This window comes from Streptomyces sp. SN-593, assembly GCF_016756395.1.
GTDB lineage: Bacteria > Actinomycetota > Actinomycetes > Streptomycetales > Streptomycetaceae > Actinacidiphila > Actinacidiphila reveromycinica.
Genome location: NZ_AP018365.1, coordinates 8,660,299 through 8,679,962, shown reverse-complemented (window position 1 = coordinate 8,679,962; position 19,664 = coordinate 8,660,299). Strand labels below are relative to the sequence as shown.

The window sequence follows — 19,664 nt, the reverse complement described above, 5'->3', positions numbered from 1 at the left end:
GGACACGGCCTCATTCCCCCTTCAGCGAGTTGATGAAGTCCATGACCTCGTCCGCGGTCGCGGACTCCAGCCTGTCGGCGACCTCGGCGGCGGGGCCGGTGCCCTGGCCGAGGGCCGCGCCCGTTCGCGGGGGAGTGCGAACGCCGGTGAGTCGGGACAGCAGCGTCTGGAGGCGCGCGGCCACGTCGGTGGCCAGGTCGCTGCCCTCGGGTATCGCGGCGACGGCCGACTCCAGCCGGTCGAGGTCGCCCAGCACCGGCGCGCCCGCCGCGGACGAGGCGGTGCCGATCTCCTCGCGCAGGTACGCGACGAGTCCGGTCGAGGTCGGGTAGTCGAAGACGAGGGTCGAGGGAAGCGCGAGGCCGGTCGCTGCCACCAGCCGGTTGCGCAGTTCGAGCGCGGTCAGCGAGTCGAAGCCGAGGTCCTTGAAGGCGCGGCCGGACTCGACCTGGGCGGGCGAGGAGTGGCCGAGCACCACGACCACCTCCGCGACGACCAGGTCGGTGAGGATGTCGTCCTGCTCGTCGGCGGGCAGGCCGGCCAGCCGCCGGGCCAGGGCCGTGCCCGCCTGTTCCTCCGCCCCCTCCCGCCCGGTGCCGGTCCCGGCTCCGGTGCCCCCGCCGGCCGTGGCGGCCTCGGCGGCCTCCCGCACCGCGGGGAGGTCGCCGATCAGCGGGCTGGGCCGGCGCAGGGTGAACGCGGGCGCGAAGCGTGCCCAGTCCACGTCCGCCACGGTGACCACGCCGTCGTCGCCGTCCACGGTCCGGGCGAGCGCGTCGAGCGCCAGCTCGGGGTCCATCACCCGCAGGCCGGACCGCTCCAGCCAGCGGCTGGTGCCCATCGCGCCCATGCCGTCCCCGCCCCACAGGCCCCAGGCCACCGAGGCCGCCGGGGCGTGCCGGGCCCGCAACTGCTCGGCCAGCGCGTCGAGGTAGGCGTTGGCCGCCCCGTAGGCGGGTTGGAGGGTGCTGCCCCACGTCGCCGACGCCGACGAGAAGAGCACGAACTGCTCCAGGTCGAGGTCGCGGGTCAGCGCGCACAGGTGGTCGGCGCCCGCCACCTTCGCCTCGCAGACCGCGGCCAGTTCGCCGAGCGTGGTCTCCGCCAGCGCCGTGGCCTGGCCGACCCCTGCCGCGTGGAAGACGGCGCGGAGCGGCGCGGACACGTCGGTCGCGATGCGGTGCAGCAGTTCGGCGGTCTGTGGCCGCCGCGCGATGTCGCAGGCCACCATCCGCACCGACGCCCCCGCCTCGGCCAGCGAGGCGGCGAGGGCGGCGGCACCCGCGGCGGCCGGACCCGACCGGCTGGTCAACACCACCTCGGTGCCGCCCCGCTCCACCACCCAGCGGGCGACGCGGGCGCCGATCCCGCCGGTTCCGCCGGTGATCAGCACGGTGCCGCCCGGCCGCCAGGGCCCTGCCCCGGCGGAGGGCGCGGCGGCCACGGTGAGGCGCCGGGCCGCCGTCGCCGCCGCCCGCACCGCCACCTGGTCCTCGCCGCACCCGGCGAGCACCGCGGCCAGGCGCGGGCCGGCCGCCTCCTCCCACTCCGCGGGCAGGTCCACCAGGCCGCCCCACCGCTCGGGGTGTTCCAGCCCGACCACCCGGCCCAGGCCCCAGACCTGCGCCTGGAGCGGCCGTTCCAGCACCTCCCCGGGGGCCGCCGCGACCGCCCCCGCCGTCACCATCCACAGCGGGGCCGCCACCTCGGCGTCACCGAGGGCCTGTACCAGGGTCTGGCTGCCGGCGAGGCCGGCGACGACACCGGGGTGGCCGTCGAGCGGCTCCTCGTCGAGCGCGAGGAACGACAGGATGCCGACCGGCTCGTCCGCGGCCGGTCCCCCGGCTCGTGCCGACCCCGGCGCCGCTCCTGACGGGGCCGCTCCTGACGGGTCGCCGGCCCCTTCCGGGCTATCGGCTGCGTCGGCCGCGGCCACCGCCTCGCGGACGGCCAGGGCCACCCGCGCGGTCATCGTGGCACGGTCGTCGCGCGGGTCCAGCTCGGTCACGGTGACGTCGGCGCCGCACGCGGTCAGGGCCGCGACGCTCCCGCGCACCGCGTCGTGGGAGCGGTGCCCGACGGGCACCAGGGCGAGCCAGCGCCCTTCCGGGCGGACCGGGGCCGCGTCCGGGGCCCTGTCGGGCAGTTGCGCCCAGGTGACGCGGTACCGCCACGCGGCGGTCGCGGCCTGCGAGCGTTCCCGCTGCCGCCAGGCGGCCAGCGCGGGCAGCGCCTCCCGGAACGGCCGCTCCGGGTCCACCGCGAGCGCGGTCGCCAGGCCCGGCGCGTCACCACCGGCGACCGCGGACCAGAAGTCCGCCTCCGCCGCCGACCCGGGGGTGTCCCCGCCCGCGGTCGCGCGCCGCTCGGGCGCCGACTCGGGCCAGAACGCCTGGTGTTGGAAGGCGTACGTGGGCAGGTCCACCCGGGTGCCGGACGGGAGGACCGCCGACCAGTCCACGGTCACGCCCCGCACGTGCGCCTCCGCGAGCGAGGTCAACAGACGACCCGCACCACCCTCCCCCCGCCGCAACGTCCCCGTCACCACGGCAACGCCCCCGCCGTCCCCGACCGCCTCGACCACATCCGTGACCGCACCGGTCAGCACCGGATGCGGCGAGGTCTCCACGAACACGCAGTGGCCACTGCCCGCCAACGCGGTGACGGCCTCACTGAACCGCACCGTCGCCCGCAAACTGTCGTACCAGTAGCCCGCGTCCATCGCCGAACCGTCGATCACCCCACCCGTCAACGACGACACCACCCGAACCCGCCCCACCTGCGGCGCCAGACCATCCAGAGCACCCCGGATCTGCGCCTCCAACTCCTCCACCTGCGGGGAGTGCGACGCGTAGTCCACCGGCAGGACCCGGGCCCGTACGCCGTCCGCCTCGCAGACCGCCGCCAGCTCCTCCAGGGCCTCGGGATCACCTGAAACGACCGTGGCCGCGGGCCCGTTGAGAGCGGCGACGGACACCCGCTCCCCATACGGCGCGATACGTGCCCGCACCGCCTCCTCACCCGCAGCGATCGACATCATCCCGCCACGACCGGCCAACGCACGCAACGCCTGGCTCCGCAACGCCACCACCCGCGCACCGTCCTCCAACGACAGCACGCCGGCGACCACCGCGGCGGCGATCTCCCCCTGTGAGTGGCCCACCACCGCGTCGGGCGCCACCCCGGCCGCCTCCCACACCGCCGCCAACGACACCATCACCGCCCACAACACCGGCTGCACCACATCCACCCGATCAAAGCCAGGCGCCCCCGGCCCACCCGCCAGCACCTCACGCAACGACCAGTCCACGAACGGGGCGAGGGCCGTCTCGCACTCGTCCAACCGCGCCCCGAACACCGGACTCACCCCGGCCAGTTCGGCACCCATCCCCACCCACTGACTGCCCTGGCCCGGGAAGACGAACACGATCCGACCCGGGTCACCGTCGGCCGGAGCGGTCCCCGAGACGACGCCGACAGCGGACTCCCCGGCCGACACGGCCGCCAGGCCGGACAGCAGCTCTTCGCGCCCGGTGCCCGTGACGACGGCGCGGTACTCGAAGACGGAACGGGTCGTCGCCAACGACCAGGCCACGTCGCCCCGTTCGACCTCGGGGTGCGCGGTCACGAGTGCGGCGAGCCGGTCCGCCTGCGCGGCCAACGCCTCCCGGCTGCGCCCCGACACGGACCAGCCCGTCACGACGGCGTCCGCGGCCAGCACCCGCCGTGCGCTCTCCTCTTCCTCCGGCGCGTCCACCCCGGCCGCCGTCCCGTCCGCGCCTTCCTGGGCGGGGGCTTCCTGGAGGATGACGTGGGCGTTGGTCCCGGAGATCCCGAACGCCGACACCCCCACCCGGCGCGGTTCCCCACCGGGGACGGTTGGCCAGTCCACCGCCTCGCTCGGCAAACGAACCTGACCGTCCTCCCAATCCACGTGCGGCGACGGCTCCTGCGCGTGCAGCGTCGCCGGGATCGCCTGGTGGGTCAGCGCCAACACCGCCTTGATCACCCCGGCGACACCCGCCGCCTGCTGGGCATGACCGATGTTCGACTTCACCGACCCCAACCACAACGGCCGCTCCACCGAGTGACTTTGGCCGTAGGTGGCGATCAACGCCTGCGCCTCGATGGGGTCACCGAGTTCGGTCCCGGTGCCGTGGGCCTCCACGACATCCACCTGACCCGCGCCCAACCCCGCACTCGCCAACGCCGCCCGGATCACCCGCTGCTGGGAGGGACCGTTCGGAGCCGTCAGACCATTCGACGCACCATCCTGGTTGACCGCACTGCCGGCGATCACCGCGAGCACCGGCCGCCCCGCCCGCCGCGCCGACGACAACCGCTCCACCACCACCATCCCCGCACCCTCGGCCAGACCCATCCCGTCCGCACCCGCACCGAACGCCTTGCACCGACCATCCACCGCCAACGCCCGCTGACGCGAGAACCCCACGAACTCATCCGGCCCCACGATCACCATCACCCCACCCGCCAACGCCATCACACACTCACCCGACCGCACCGCCTGCGCCGCCAGATGCAACGCCACCAACGACGACGAACACGCCGTATCCAACGTCACCGCAGGACCCTCAAGCCCCAACACATACGACACCCGACCCGAGATCACACTCGTCGCGTTCCCCGTCACCATGTGACCGTCGACGCTCTCCGGCGAGCCGACCCCCGCGTAGCCCGAGGCAGCGGCACCCGCGAAGACGCCCACTGCCTGACCCCGGAGGGACGTGGGATCGATCCCCGCCGCCTCCAACGCCTCCCACGACGTCTCCAGCAGCAAACGCTGCTGCGGGTCCATCGCCACCGCCTCACGCGGGGAGATCCCGAAGAACGCCGGGTCGAAGTCGGCGGCGCCGGTCATGAACCCGCCCCGGGAGACATACGACGTGCCGTCGTGGTCGGGGTCCGGGTCGAACAGCCCACCGAGATCCCAGCCGCGGTCCGTGGGGAACCCGCCGGTCGCGTCCGCGCCGGTGGCCAGCAACTCCCAGAGCTGGTCAGGGGACATGACCCCGCCCGGCAGCCGGCACCCCATCCCCGTCACCACCACCGGATCGTCATCCACCCCACCCCCACCCGCACTCACCGGCGACACGGCGACCGACGACACGTCCTGCCCGCTGCCACCCGGCAGGAAGGACAGAATGTGCCGCGCCAGCTCCCTCGGTGACGGGTAGTCGAAGACCACCGTGGACGGCAGCCGCAGCCCCGTCGCACCGTTGATCCGCGTCCGCAACTCCACCGCCGTCAACGAGTCGAAGCCCAGGTCACGGAACGCGCGACCCGCGCCGACCTCCGACGCGTTCTCATGCCCCAGCACCGCGGCCGCGTGCGACCGCACCAACTCCACCACCGCCCGCTCCCGCCCGGCCGCGTCCAACCCCGCCACCAGACCGGCCAGACCCGCGTCCGCCTCGTCGTCCGTCGCGCCACGGTCGTCAGCCGCCGCGGGACCACCGGAGGCGATCGCCTCTTCGGCGAGGGTGTCCAGCAGCCGCCACGGGCGCGACGCGGTGAACACCGGCACGAACCGCGCCCAGTCCACATCCGCCACCGCCACGAACGCGTCGCCAGCCCCCACCGCCTGCCCGAGCACGCCCAACGCCCGCTCCGGCGCCAGGAACCGCACCCCCTGCCGCCGCAACCACACCGGCGACGCGCTGCTCGGCAGCCAACTTGCGGACACCTGAACGGCGTTGGCGTCGGCCTCGCCCCCCTCAGGTGCGGCCTTGGCCCCGGCCTCCCACACGCCCCAGGCGATCGAGGTCGCCGGTAGCCCCCGCGCCCGACGGTCGTACGCCAACGCGTCCAACCCCGCGTTCGCCGCCGCATACGCCGCGTGCTCCGTACTCCCCCACGTCGCCGCGATCGACGAGAACAACACGAACGCGTCCAACTCCACGTCCGCCGTCAACTCGTCCAGCCAACGCGCCCCGTCCACCTTCGCACCCAACGTCGTCGCCAGATCCTCCACCGACGTCCCCGCCACCGGAAGAAGATCCACCGCGACCGCACCATGCACCACAGCCCGCAGCCGCTCACCCGTACGGTCAATCCACCCCAACAGACCCGCCACCTGGTCCCGCACCGACACGTCACACGCCGCCACACTCACCGACGTGCCAGACCCCGCCAGTTCGGCGGCCGCCGCCCCGATCCCCTCCAGCGCGGTTCCGCGCCGCGACGGCACCACCAGCCGCGAAGCCCCCGCGTCCGACAACCACCGGACCAGGTGCGGACCGATCGCCCCGCTCGCACCCGTCACCAGCACCGTCCCCCGAGGGCTCCACGTCCGGCCGTGCCCGCTGCCGTCGTCGGCCGGGGACGCGCCACGGACGACCCTGCGGGCGAGCACGCCGCCCGGCCGAACCGCCACCTGGTCCTCACCGCAGCCCGCCAGGACCGCCGCCAACCGGTCGGCGGACCGGTCGTCCAGGACGTCCGGGACATCGACCAACCCGCCCCAGCGGTCCGGGTGCTCCAGACCCGCCACCCGGCCCAGCCCCCACACCTGCGCCTGCACCGGATCGATCCGGCCACCGTCCCCGAGGTCCGCGCCCCCGGACGTCACCAGCCACAACGGGGCCCCGACCACGGCGTCGCCCAACGCCTTCACCAGCACCAGCGAACCGGCCACACCCGCCGGCACCGACGGCTCCGCCTCCAGCCGCTCACCGGAGGCCAGCCCCAGCAGCGACACCACGCCGGTAACTCCCCCGGCAGCCACCGTCCCGATCCGATCGGCCAACTCCGCCCGTACGACGACCTGCTGGTCCACCTCGACCGTGACGACGTCCGCACCGCGCGCCGCGAGAGCCGCCGTCACCTGTTCGGCCATGACCGCGCCCGCACCGCCGGCCGGAACGACCGCCAGCCAGGTCCCCGACAGCACCCCGGCACCGAGACCGGCGACCGGCACCCACGCCACCCGGTACCACCACGACCCCGTCGCCGCCCGATCCCGCTCCCGTCGCCGCCAGTTGGCCAGCGCCGGCAGCACCGCGCCCAACTGCCCCTCGTCCTCGACGGCCAGCGCCGCGGAAAGCCCGGTGACGTCACCGTCCTCCACCGCCGCCCAGAACCGCTCCTCCGCGGCCGAACCCGCGCCGCTCCCGTCCTCGACCGGCGTCCGACCGCTGCCGGCCGGAGCGGGCGCCGGCCAGTACAGGCGTCGCTGGAAGGCATACGTGGGCAGGTCCACCTGCTCGCCGACTGGCAGTACCGCCGACCAGTCCACGGCCACCCCCCGCACGTACGCCTCCGCGAACGACGCCACCAGCCGCGCCGCACCACCCTCGTCACGCCGCAACGTCCCGGTCACCACCGGCCCGCCGCCCTCCGCTTCCGGGTCCACGGCCTCCACCGTGTCCGCAACGGCGGCGGTCAGCACCGGATGAGGCGAGGTCTCCACGAACACGGAGTGCCCCTCACCCGCCAAAATGCCCACCGCGTCACTGAACCGCACCGTCGCCCGAAGGCTCTCGTACCAGTACCCCGCGTCCATCGCCGAACCTTCGATCACCCCACCCGTCAACGACGACACCACCGCGACCCGCCCCACCTGCGGCGCCAGACCATCCAGAGCACCCCGGATCTGCGCCTCCAACTCCTCCACCTGCGGCGAATGCGACGCGTAATCCACCGGCAGGACCCGAGCCCGTACACCCTCCGCCTCGCAGACCGCCGCCAACTCCTCCAGGGCTTCGGGATCACCTGACACGACCGTCGCCGCGGGCCCATTCAGGGCGGCTACCGACACCCGCTCGCCATACGACGCGATACGCGCCCGCACCGCCGCCTCCCCGGCCGCGATGGACAGCATCCCGCCACGCCCGGCCAACGCACGCAACGCCTGGCTCCGCAACGCGACGACGCGGGCGCCGTCCTCCAACGACAGCACCCCCGCCACCACCGCCGCCGCGATCTCCCCCTGCGAATGCCCCACCACCGCATCCGGCGCCACCCCCGCCGCCTCCCACACCGCGGCCAACGACACCATCACCGCCCACAACACCGGCTGCACCACATCCACCCGCTCCAGACCCGGAGCACCCGACCCCTCGGCCAACACCTCACGCAACGACCAGTCCACGAAGGGAGCGAGAGCCGCCTCACACTCCGCCAACCGCGCTGCGAACACCGGACTCACCCCGGCCAGTTCCGCACCCATCCCCACCCACTGACTCCCCTGACCCGGGAACACGAACACCACCCGACCCGGACCACCCACCGCCACCTCACCGGCAACCACACCCACCACCGGCTCACCCACCACCAACCCGGCCAACCCACCCAGCAGTTCCACCCGACCGGACCCCAACACCACCGCCCGGTGCTCGAACACCGACCGCGTCGTCGCCAGCGACCACGCCACATCCACCGGCGCCACCTCCGGCCGTGCCGACACGGAGGCATGGAGCCGACCCGCCTGCGCGGCCAGGCCCTCCCGCGAGCGCGCCGACACCAACCACGCCGGCACCCCGGCACCCGGAACCAACAGCGCCGGGAGGTCGGCCTCCTCCGTGACGGTGTTCCCCTCGGGGCCGGAGCGGTCTCCGTCGTCCTCCCCGTCGAGGTCCGAGGCGGGGGCCTGTTCGAGGATGGTGTGCACATTCGTCCCGGAGACACCGAACGCCGACACACCCGCACGCCGCGGCCGCCCGTTCTCCGGCCACGACACCGCCTCGGTCAACAACCGCACCGCGCCCGCCGACCAGTCCACATGCGGGGTCGGCTCGTCCACGTGCAAGGTCGCCGGCAACACCCCGTACCGAAGCGCCATCACCGTCTTGACCACCCCGAGCACACCAGCCGCACACTGCGCGTGACCGATGTTCGACTTCACCGACCCGAGCAACAACGGCCGGTCGTCGGAGCGATGCCGTCCATAGGTGGCCAACAACGCCTGCGCCTCGATCGGGTCACCCAGCGTCGTACCCGTCCCATGCGCCTCGACCGCGTCCACCTCCGACGCGTCCAACCCCGCATTCGCCAACGCCGCCCGGATCACCCGCTGCTGCGACGGACCGTTCGGAGCCGTCAGACCGTTCGACGCACCATCCTGGTTCATCGCCGAACCCGCCACCACCGCCAACACCCGATGACCCTGACGACGCGCCTCACTCAACCGCTCCACCACCACCATCCCCGCACCCTCAGCCCACCCGATACCGTCGGCCGCACCCGCGAACGCCTTGCACCGACCATCCGCCGCAAGACCCTGCTGGCGCGAGAACTCCGCGTACGCCCCGGGGGTCACCATGACGGCGACGCCGCCGGCCAGCGCCATGTCGCACTCCCCGGCGCGTACGGACTGGCAGGCGAGGTGCAGTGCGACCAGCGACGACGAGCACGCCGTGTCCACCGTCACCGCCGGGCCCTCAAGCCCCAGCACATACGACACCCGGCCCGAGATCACACTCGTGGTGTTCCCGGTCAGCACGTAGCCCTCGGAACCCTGGGCCGCCGCCACGCTCTCGGCGTACCCGGACATCGCCGCGCCGACGAACACCCCGGTCGAACTGCCGCGCAGCGCGCGGGGATCGATGCCGGAGCGTTCCAGGGACTCCCACGCGACCTCCAGCAGCATCCGCTGCTGCGGGTCCATCGCCAGCGCCTCACGCGGCGAGATGCCGAAGAAGCCCGCGTCGAACTCAGCGGCGTCGTGGACGAAGCCGCCGACGGGGGCGTAGTCCTGGTCCTCGCGGGTCCGGTCGATGTCCCAGCCGCGGTCGGTCGGGAACGGGGAGAGCACGTCCCGGCCCTCGAAGACGACGTCCCACAGGTCCTCGGGGCTCTCGACGCCGCCGGGACAGCGGCAGCCCATGCCGACGATCGCGATCGGCTCGCCGAGGTCCGCGGCGGCCACGGGGGCCGGCGCCGCGGGCAACGCGTCCTGCTCGCCGGTCAGTTGCTCGCGCAGGTACGACGCGACGGCCTGCGCCGACGGGTAGTCGAACACCAGCGTGGACGGCAGCACCAACCCCGTCTCCGCCGCGAGCCGGTTCCGCAACTCCACCGCGATCAGGGAGTCGACCCCGAGATCCTTGAAGGCACGGCCGGCCTCGACCGCCGCAGGGGAACCGTGGCCCAGCACCACCGCGGCCCTGGACCGCACCAGATCCGTCAGCACCTGCTCCTGCGCCGACCGCCCCAACCCGGCCAACCGACCCGCCAGTTCCCCGCCCACCGGACCCGCCTCACCCACGGGCACCGCCTCCAACGCGGCAAGCGCCCGCTGCGCCTCCGGCAACGCACCCAACAACGGACTCGGCCGCCGCAACGTGAACACCGGCACGAACCGCTCCCACTCCACATCCGCCACCGTCACCACACCCTCACCCGCGTCCACCACCCGCGCCAACGCCTCCACCGCACACCCCGGCTCCATCTCCGCCACACCCAACCGCTGCAACGCCGCCCCGGCCGGACCCTCGCCCATGCCGCCGCCACCCCACAGACCCCACGCCACCGACGTCCCCGCCAGACCCCGCGCCCGACGCTCCGTCACCAAGGCGTCCAAGTAAGCGTTCGCTGCCCCGTAACCACCCAGCCCCGCGCTGCCCCACGTCGCCGCACCCGACGAGAACGCCACGAACTGCTCCAGGGGCAGATCGGCGGTCAACTCGTCCAGCCACCGCGCGCCCGACGCCTTCGCGGCCAACTCCAGGGAGAGGCCCGGCAGCGTCTCCCGGGCCGCCGGGGCCCCGGCGCCCGCACCGGCGGTGTGGAGGACCGCGCACAACTCGGGCCCGGACACCGCGATCCGCTCCAACAACCCCGCCACCTGCGACCGCACCGACACATCACACGCCACCACCTCGACCGCAGCACCCCCCGCCGCCAACTCCGCCACACACGACGCCACCCCCACCGCACCCGGACCCGACCGCGACGACAACACCACCCGCCCCACACCCCGACCCACCAACCACCCCGCCACACGCCCACCAATCGACCCCGTACCCCCCGTCACCAACACCGACCCCGACGGCACCCAACCCCCACCACCCACCGCCGAACCCGCACCACCCACCGCACGCACCAACCGCCGCCCCCAAACCCCACCCCCACGCACCACCACCTGATCCTCACCACACCCCGCCAACACCCCCGCAACCAACCCACCCACCCCCTCCTCCCACACCACCGGCACATCCACCAACCCACCCCAACGCAACGGCTCCTCCAACCCCACCACCTGACCCAAACCCCACACCTGCCCCTGCACCACACCATCCCCACCCACACCACCCACCACATCCAACCCCGGCAACACCGCACCACTGGTCAGCCACCATTCCGGAGCACCGATGGCGAGGTCGCCCAGTGCCTGCGTCAGCGCGAGCGAACCGGCCACGGCGGCCGGCACGTGAGCGAACCCGGCCGCCGTACCCTCGGCACCGGCCAGCAGCGAGACCACTCCGGCGACATCGGCTGTCCGGTCCCCGGCCGGGGCGCGCAGCGCCTCGCGGATCAGCGCCGCCACGGCGGCACGGTCGTCGCGGCCGGCGTCGACCCGGACGACCACCGGGTCCGCGCCGTGCTCGGCGAGCAGGCGCGCGCACGCGTCCGCGAGCCCGTCGCGGCAGGCGTCCGGAACCACCAACAGCCAGGTGCCCGACAGCGTGACGGCGCCCGGGACCGCCACCGGCGTCCAGGTGATCTGGTACCGCCAGGCCCCGGTCAACTCCTGGGCGCGCTCGCGCCGCCACCACGACGACAGCGCCGGCAGCACCTCACGGAACGGCCGGTCCGGCTCCACCGCGAGCGCGGTGGTCAGCCCGGGCACGTCGCCGCTCTCCACGGCCGCCCAGAACCGTGCCTCCGCGTCCGACCCGGAACCGGTACCGGTCCCTGCGGCGGGTGCGGCGTTCCGGACCGGCCCGGGCCAGTACCGCTCGCGCTGGAACGCGTACGTCGGCAGACCGACGAGCCGCCCGGTCGGCAGGACGCGCGACCAGTCGACGCCCACTCCGCACACGTAAGCCTCCGCGAGCGACGTCAGCAAGCGTGCCGCACCGCCGTCCTCGCGACGGAGCGTGCCCATCACCCGTACGGCGTCTGCGCGGAGCGCGCCCGCTCCGTCCGCCAGCGCCAGGGCCGCGGTGTCGGCCACGGCTCCCGTGAGCACGGGATGCGGTGAGGTCTCCACGAACACGCAGTGGCCGCTGCCCGCCAACGCGGTGACGGCGTCACTGAACCGCACGGTCGCCCGAAGGCTCTCGTACCAGTAGCCCGCGTCCATCGCCGAACCGTCGATCACCCCACCCGTCAACGACGACACCACCACGACCCGCCCCACCTGCGGCGCCAGACCGTCCAGGGCACCCCGGATCTGCGCCTCCAACTCCTCCACCTGCGGCGAATGCGACGCATAATCCACCGGCAGGACCCGGGCCCGCACGCCATCCGCCTCGCAGACCGCCGCCAACTCCTCCAGGGCAACCGGCTCGCCCGAAACGACCGTGGCCGCGGGCCCGTTGAGAGCGGCCACCGACACCCGCTCCCCATACGGCGCGATACGCGCCCGCACCGCCTCCTCACCCGCAGCGATCGACATCATCCCGCCACGACCGGCCAACGCACGCAACGCCTGGCTCCGCAACGCCACCACCCGCGCACCGTCCTCCAACGACAACACGCCCGCCACCACCGCCGCCGCGATCTCCCCCTGCGAATGCCCCACCACCGCATCCGGCACCACCCCCGCCGCCTCCCACACCGCCGCCAACGACACCATCACCGCCCACAACACCGGCTGCACCACATCCACCCGATCCAGACCCGGAGCACCCGACCCACCCGCCAACACCTCACACAACGACCAGTCCACAAACGGGGCGAGGGCCCTCTCGCACTCCGCCAACCGCGCCCCGAACACCGGACTCACCCCGGCCAGTTCCGCACCCATCCCCACCCACTGACTCCCCTGACCCGGGAAGACAAACACCACCCGGCCCGGGTCACCGTCGGCCGGCACCTCACCGGAGACAACCCCCACCGCCGGCTCCCCCGCCGCCACCGCAGCCAACCCCGCCAACAACTCCTCCCGACCGGACCCCACCACCACCGCACGCCGCTCGAACACCGCACGCCCCGTCACCAACGACCACGCCACATCCCCCAGCCCCACCCCCGCACACCCCGCCACGAACTCCCGCAACCGCCCCGCCTGCCCAGCAAGCGCCACCACCGAACGACCCGACACCGGCCACCCGTACGTGTCCGCGCCCGCCACCAGCACGCGGCCCTCGTCCAACTCCTCGGCAGGCACGAGGCCGTCTCCGGTGCCGCCGCCGACCGCGTCGTCGTCCGTCCCGGCCGGTGCTTCCTGGAGGATCAGGTGCGCGTTCGTCCCGGAGATCCCGAACGCCGACACCCCCGCCCGGCGCGGCTCACCCCCCGGCACCGACGGCCAGTCCACCGCCTCGCTCGCCAGACGAACCTGACCGTCCTCCCAGTCCACGTGCGACGACGGCTCCTGCGCGTGCAGCGTCGCCGGGATCGCCTGGTGGGTCAGCGCCAGAACCGCCTTGATGATCCCCGCGATGCCCGCCGCCTGCTGGGCGTGGCCGATGTTGGACTTCACCGACCCGAGCCACAACGGCCTCTCCACCGAGTGGCTTTGGCCGTAGGTGGCGATCAACGCCTGCGCCTCGATGGGGTCACCGAGTTCGGTCCCGGTGCCGTGGGCCTCCACGAAGTCCACCTGACCCGCGTCCAACCCCGCACTCGCCAACGCCGCCCGGATCACCCGCTGTTGAGAGGGACCGTTCGGAGCCGTCAGACCGTTCGACGCACCGTCCTGGTTGATCGCCGAACCGGCCACCATCGCGAGCACCGGGCGCCCCGCCCGCCGCGCCGACGACAACCGCTCCACCACCACCATCCCCGCACCCTCAGCCAGACCCATCCCATCCGCACCCGCACCGAACGCCTTGCACCGGCCGTCCGCCGCCAACGCCCGCTGACGCGAGAACCCCACGAACTCCTCGGGTCCGACGATGACCATCACCCCGCCCGCGAGCGCCATCGAGCACTCCCCCGCGCGCACCGCCTGCGCCGCCAGATGCAACGCCACCAACGACGACGAGCACGCCGTGTCGATCGTCACCGCGGGGCCCTCAAGCCCCAGCACATACGACACCCGACCCGAGATCACACTCGTCGCGTTGCCCGTGACCATGTGGCCCTCGGCGCCCTCGTACGAGCCGGCACCGGCGTACCCGGAGGCCGCCGCGCCCGCGAAGACGCCCACGGACTGCCCCCGCAACGAGGTCGGATCGATCCCCGCCGCCTCCAACGCCTCCCACGACGTCTCCAGCAGCAACCGCTGCTGCGGATCCATCGCCACCGCCTCACGCGGAGCGATCCCGAAGAACCCCGCGTCGAAATCCGCCGCACCCGCCACGAACCCACCCCGCGACACATACGACGTCCCCTCACGCTCCGGATCCGCATCGAACAACCCCGCCAGATCCCACCCGCGATCCGTCGGAAACCCCCCGATCGCATCCCCACCCACCACCAACAACTCCCACAACTGCTCAGGAGACATGACCCCACCCGGCAACCGGCACCCCATCCCCGTCACCACCACCGGATCGTCACCCACCCCACCCCCACCCGCACCCACCGACGACACGGCAGACGTGACAGCCGACGACGCGGTGTCGTCCTGGCCGTCGGGTCCGGGCAGGAGCGACAGGATGTGCCGGGCGAGGCCGCGCGGCGAGGGGTAGTCGAACACGACGGTCGAGGCGAGGCGCAGTCCGGTGGCGCGGTTGATGCGGTCCCGCAGTTCGACGGCGGTGAGCGAGTCGAAGCCGAGGTCGCGGAACGCCCGCCCGGCCGCCACTTCGGCGCCCGAGTCGTGGCCGAGGACCGCGGCGGCGTGCGAGCGGATGAGGTCGGTCACCACGCGTTCGCGCTCGGCGCCCTCGCGGCCGGCGACCAGGCCGGCCAGCCCTTCGGTGCCCTCCCGCACGGCTCCGGGGACGGCTTCGGTGCCGGGTGCCGCCGCGGTGGCAGTGGCGCCGTCGCGGGCGGTCTCCTCCGCCAGCGCGTCGAGCAGCCGCCAGCGCCGCGAGGCGGTGAACACCGGCACGAACCGCGCCCAGTCCACATCCGCCACCGCCACGAACGTCTCCCCAGCACCCACCGCCTGGCCCAACGCACCCAACGCCAACTCCGGGTCCAGGAACCGCACCCCCTGCCGCCGCAACCACGCCGACGACGCGCTGCTGGGCACCCGGTCGGCACCGTCGCGTACGGCGCCGCCGAGCACGTCCTCCGTGTAGGGCGCCGCTTTCGCCCCGGCCTCCCAGACGCCCCAGGCGATCGAGGTCGCCGGTAGCCCCCGCGCCCGACGGTCGTACGCCAACGCGTCCAACCCCGCGTTCGCCGCCGCATACGTCCCGTGCTCCGTACTCCCCCACGTCGCCGCGATCGACGAGAACAACACGAACGCGTCAAGGTCGGCGTCCGCCGTCAACTCGTCCAGCCAGCGGGCGCCCTCCACCTTCGCACCCAGCGTCGTCGCCAGGTCCTCCACGGATGTCGCCGCCACGGGAAGCAGGTCCACCGCGACGGCACCATGCACCACAGCCCGCAGCCGCTCACCCGTACGGTCGACCCACCCCAACAGACCCGCCACCTGGTCCCGCACCGACACGTCACACGCCGCCACACTCACCGACGTGCCGGACCCCGCCAGCTCCGCCACCGAGGCCGCGACGCCGTCCAGGGCCACGCCGCGCCGCGAGGCGACGACCAGCCGGGACGCGCCGGCCCCGGCCAGCCACCCAGTCAGGTGCGGACCGATCGCCCCGCTCGCACCCGTCACCAGCACCGTCCCCCGAGGAGTCCACTCACGGGTGCCGCCCGCGTCGCCGGTGCCGTTGGCCCGCACGACGCGGCGGGCGAGCGCGGAGCCCGCGCGGATCGCCACCTGGTCCTCGCCGGACCCGGCCAGGACCGCCGCCAACTGGTCGGCGGATCGGTCGTCCAGGACGTCCGGGACGTCGACCAACCCGCCCCAGCGGTCCGGGTGCTCCAGACCCGCCACCCGGCCCAGCCCCCACACCTGCGCCTGCCCGACGTCCACGCGCCCGCCGTCACCGGTGTCCGCGCCGCCGCAGGTGACCATCCACAACGGGGCCCCGATCGCGGCGTCGCCCAACGCCTGTACCAGCAGCAGCGAACCGGCCACGCCCGCCGGCACCGACGGCTCCGCCACCAGCCGCTCACCGGAGGCCAGCCCCAGCAGCGACACCACACCCGCCACACCGGACGGCCCACCGGCCTCCTCGGCCACCACGGCACCGATCCGCTCGGCCAGACCCTCCCGATCCACACCCCGCAGATCCACCTCGACGGTCACGACGTCGGCGCCCCGCGCCGCCAGGGCAGCCGTCACCTGCTCCACCACATCGGCGCCGGCGCCGCCGGCCGGGACGACCGCCAGCCAGGTCCCGGGCAGCAGCCCGGCGCCGAGCGCCACCACGGGCACCCACGACACGCGGTACCACCACGACCCCGTCGCCGCCCGGTCCCGCTCGCGCCGCCGCCAGGACGCCAGCGCGGGCAGCACCTCCCGGAACGGGCGGCTCTCGTCGATCGCCAGCACCTCCGACAGGCCCACGGCGTCGCCGCCCTGCACCGCGGCCCAGAACCGCGCCTCGGCGAGCGACCCGGCGCCGTGTCCGCCCCGCACCGCGGCCTCCAGGTCCGCGAGTGAGGGTGCCGGCGGCCAGTAGGCCTGGCGCTGGAACGCGTACGTGGGCAGGTCCACCTGCTCGCCGGCCGGCAGCACCGCAGACCAGTCCACGGCCACCCCCCGCACGTACGCCTCCGCGAACGACGCCACCAGCCGCGCCGCGCCGCCGTCCTCGCGGCGCAGCGTCCCCGTCACCATGAGGCCGCCGGTCCGCTCCTCGTCGTCCTCGCCGCCCGGCGCCCGCACGGCCTCGGCGGTGTCGGTGACGGCGCCGGTCAGCACGGGGTGGGGGGACGCCTCGACGAACACGCCGTGTCCGTCGCGCGCCAGCACGGCCACGGCCTCGCTGAACCGCACGGTCGCCCGCAGGCTGTCGTACCAGTAGCCCGCGTCCATCTCCGTACCGTCGATCACCGCACCCGTCAGCGACGACACCACCGGAACGGACCCGGCCTGTGGCACCACCCCGGCCAGCGCCGCACGGATCTCACCCTCCAACTCCTCCACCTGCGGCGAGTGCGAGGCGTAATCCACCGGCAGGACGCGCGCCCGCACCCCGTCGGCGTCACATGCGGCGGCCAGCTCATCGAGGGCGTCGGGTTCCCCCGACACCACCGTCGCGGCGGGCCCGTTCAGCGCCGCCACCGACACCCGCTCGCCGTAGGACGCGATACGGTCCCGGACGGCGGCTTCCCCGGCCGCGATGGACAGCATCCCGCCACGCCCGGCCAGCACGCGCAACGCCTGGCTCCGCAACGCGACGACCCGGGCGCCGTCCTCCAACGACAGCACGCCCGCCACCACCGCGGCCGCGATCTCCCCCTGCGAGTGACCCACCACAGCGTCCGGCCGCACCCCGGCCGCCTCCCACACCGCGGCCAACGACACCATCACCGCCCACAACGCCGGCTGCACCACATCGACCCGGTCGAAGCCGGGCGCATCCGGCCCGCCCGCCAGCACCTCACGCAGCGACCAGTCCACGAAGGGGGCGAGGGCCGTCTCGCACTCGGCCAACCGTGCCGCGAACACCGGACTCACCCGGGCCAGTTCGGCGCCCATGCCCGCCCACTGGCTGCCCTGGCCCGGGAACACGAACGCGGTGCGCCCCACACCGCCCACCGGCAGCCCACCCGCGACCACACCCGCCACCGGTTCGCCGGCCGCCAACGCGGCCAACCCCGCCACGAGTTCCTCCCGACCGGCCCCGGTCACCACCGCGCGCCGCTCGAAGACCGAGCGGGTCGTCGCCAACGACCAGGCCACGTCGCCGGGTTCCAGTTCCAGCCGGGCCGTCACGAACTCCCGGAGCCGGTCGGCCTGGGCCGCCAGCGCCGCCCCGGAGCGGCCCGAGACGAGCCATGCCGGCGGCACCGCGCCGGGCGCGAGAAGGGCCGCCGTCGCCGTGCCGGACCCGTCGGCCTCCTCCTCGGCGGCCGCTGCCGCGGGGTCGGACTGCTCCCCCTCGCCGCCGGCGGTCCCGGCCGCCTCGGTGGCCGGGGCCTGTTCGAGGATGGTGTGCACGTTCGTGCCGGACACGCCGAACGCCGACACACCCGCCCGGCGCGGCCGTCCGCTCGCCGGCCACGGCATGGCCTCGGTCAGCAGTTCCACCGCGCCCGCCGACCAGTTGACCTCCGGGGTGGGCTCGTCCACGTGCAGCGTGGCCGGCAGCACCCCGTGCCGGAGGGCCATCACCGTCTTGACGACGCCGGCCATGCCGGCGGCGCACTGGGCGTGGCCGATGTTGGACTTCACCGAACCGAGCCACAACGGCCGGTCCTCGGGCCGGCCCTGACCGTAGGTGGCGAGCAGGGCCTGTGCCTCGATCGGGTCGCCCAGCGTCGTCCCCGTGCCGTGCGCCTCGACGGCGTCCACCTCGTGGGCGTCCAGCCGGGCGCTCGCCAGCGCCGCGCGGATGACGCGCTGCTGGGACGGTCCGTTCGGAGCCGTCAGGCCGTTCGACGCGCCGTCCTGGTTCATGGCGCTGCCCGCGATGAGCGCCAGCACGTGGTGGCCCTTGCGGCGGGCGGTGCTCAGCCGCTCGACGACCACCACGCCGGAGCCCTCGGCCCAGCCGATGCCGTCGGCGGCCTTCGCGAACGCCTTGGTCCGGCCGTCCGCGGCCAGGCCGCGCTGCCGGGAGAACTCCGCGAACGCGCCGGGGGTCACCATGACGGCCACGCCGCCGGCGAGTGCCATCTCGCACTCGCCGGTCCGTACGGCCTGGCAGGCGAGGTGGAGCGCGACCAGGGACGACGAGCAGGCGGTGTCCACGGTGACGGCCGGGCCCTCCAGCCCGAGCACGTAGGAGACCCGGCCGGAGATGACACTGGTGGTGTTGCCGGTCAGGACGTAGCCCTCGGAGCCGGGCGCGGTCGCCAGGCCCTCGGCGTACCCGGACATCGCGGCGCCGACGAACACCCCGGTCGAACTGCCGCGCAGCGAGCGGGGGTCGATGCCCGAGCGCTCCAGCGACTCCCACGCCACTTCGAGCAGCAGCCGCTGCTGCGGGTCCATCGCCAGCGCCTCACGCGGCGAGATGCCGAAGAAGGCGGGGTCGAACCCGGCCACGTCGTAGACGAAGCCGCCGGCCCGGGTGTAGGTGACGCCGTCCTCGGCGCCGGACTCGGTGTCCCAGCCGCGGTCCTGCGGGAACACCGATATCGCGTCGCGGCCTTCCAGGACCAGGTCCCACAGGTCCTCCGGGGTGCGCACCCCGCCGGGGAACCGGCAGCCCATGCCGACGATCGCCAGCGGCTCCTGGGCGCCCGATTCCAGCGTCCGCAGGCGCTTGCGGGTCTCCTGGAGCTCGGCAGCCGTCCGCTTGAGGTAGCTGAAGAGCTTTTCCTGGTTCTCCACCGGTGACTCCTAGAAACGTGCGCCGTCGTTCAGTTCGCAAAGCCTGGATCAGGGGGCCGGGTGC

The 19,664-nt window shown here is 74.1% G+C and carries 1 pseudogene; it reads right to left on the bottom strand.

From position 1 onward, the window contains the following. Positions 1 to 70: 70 nt before the first annotated feature. Positions 71 to 19,600: pseudogene (locus RVR_RS38810) on the bottom strand (type I polyketide synthase); the annotation flags it as partial. Positions 19,601 to 19,664 lie beyond the last annotated feature (64 nt).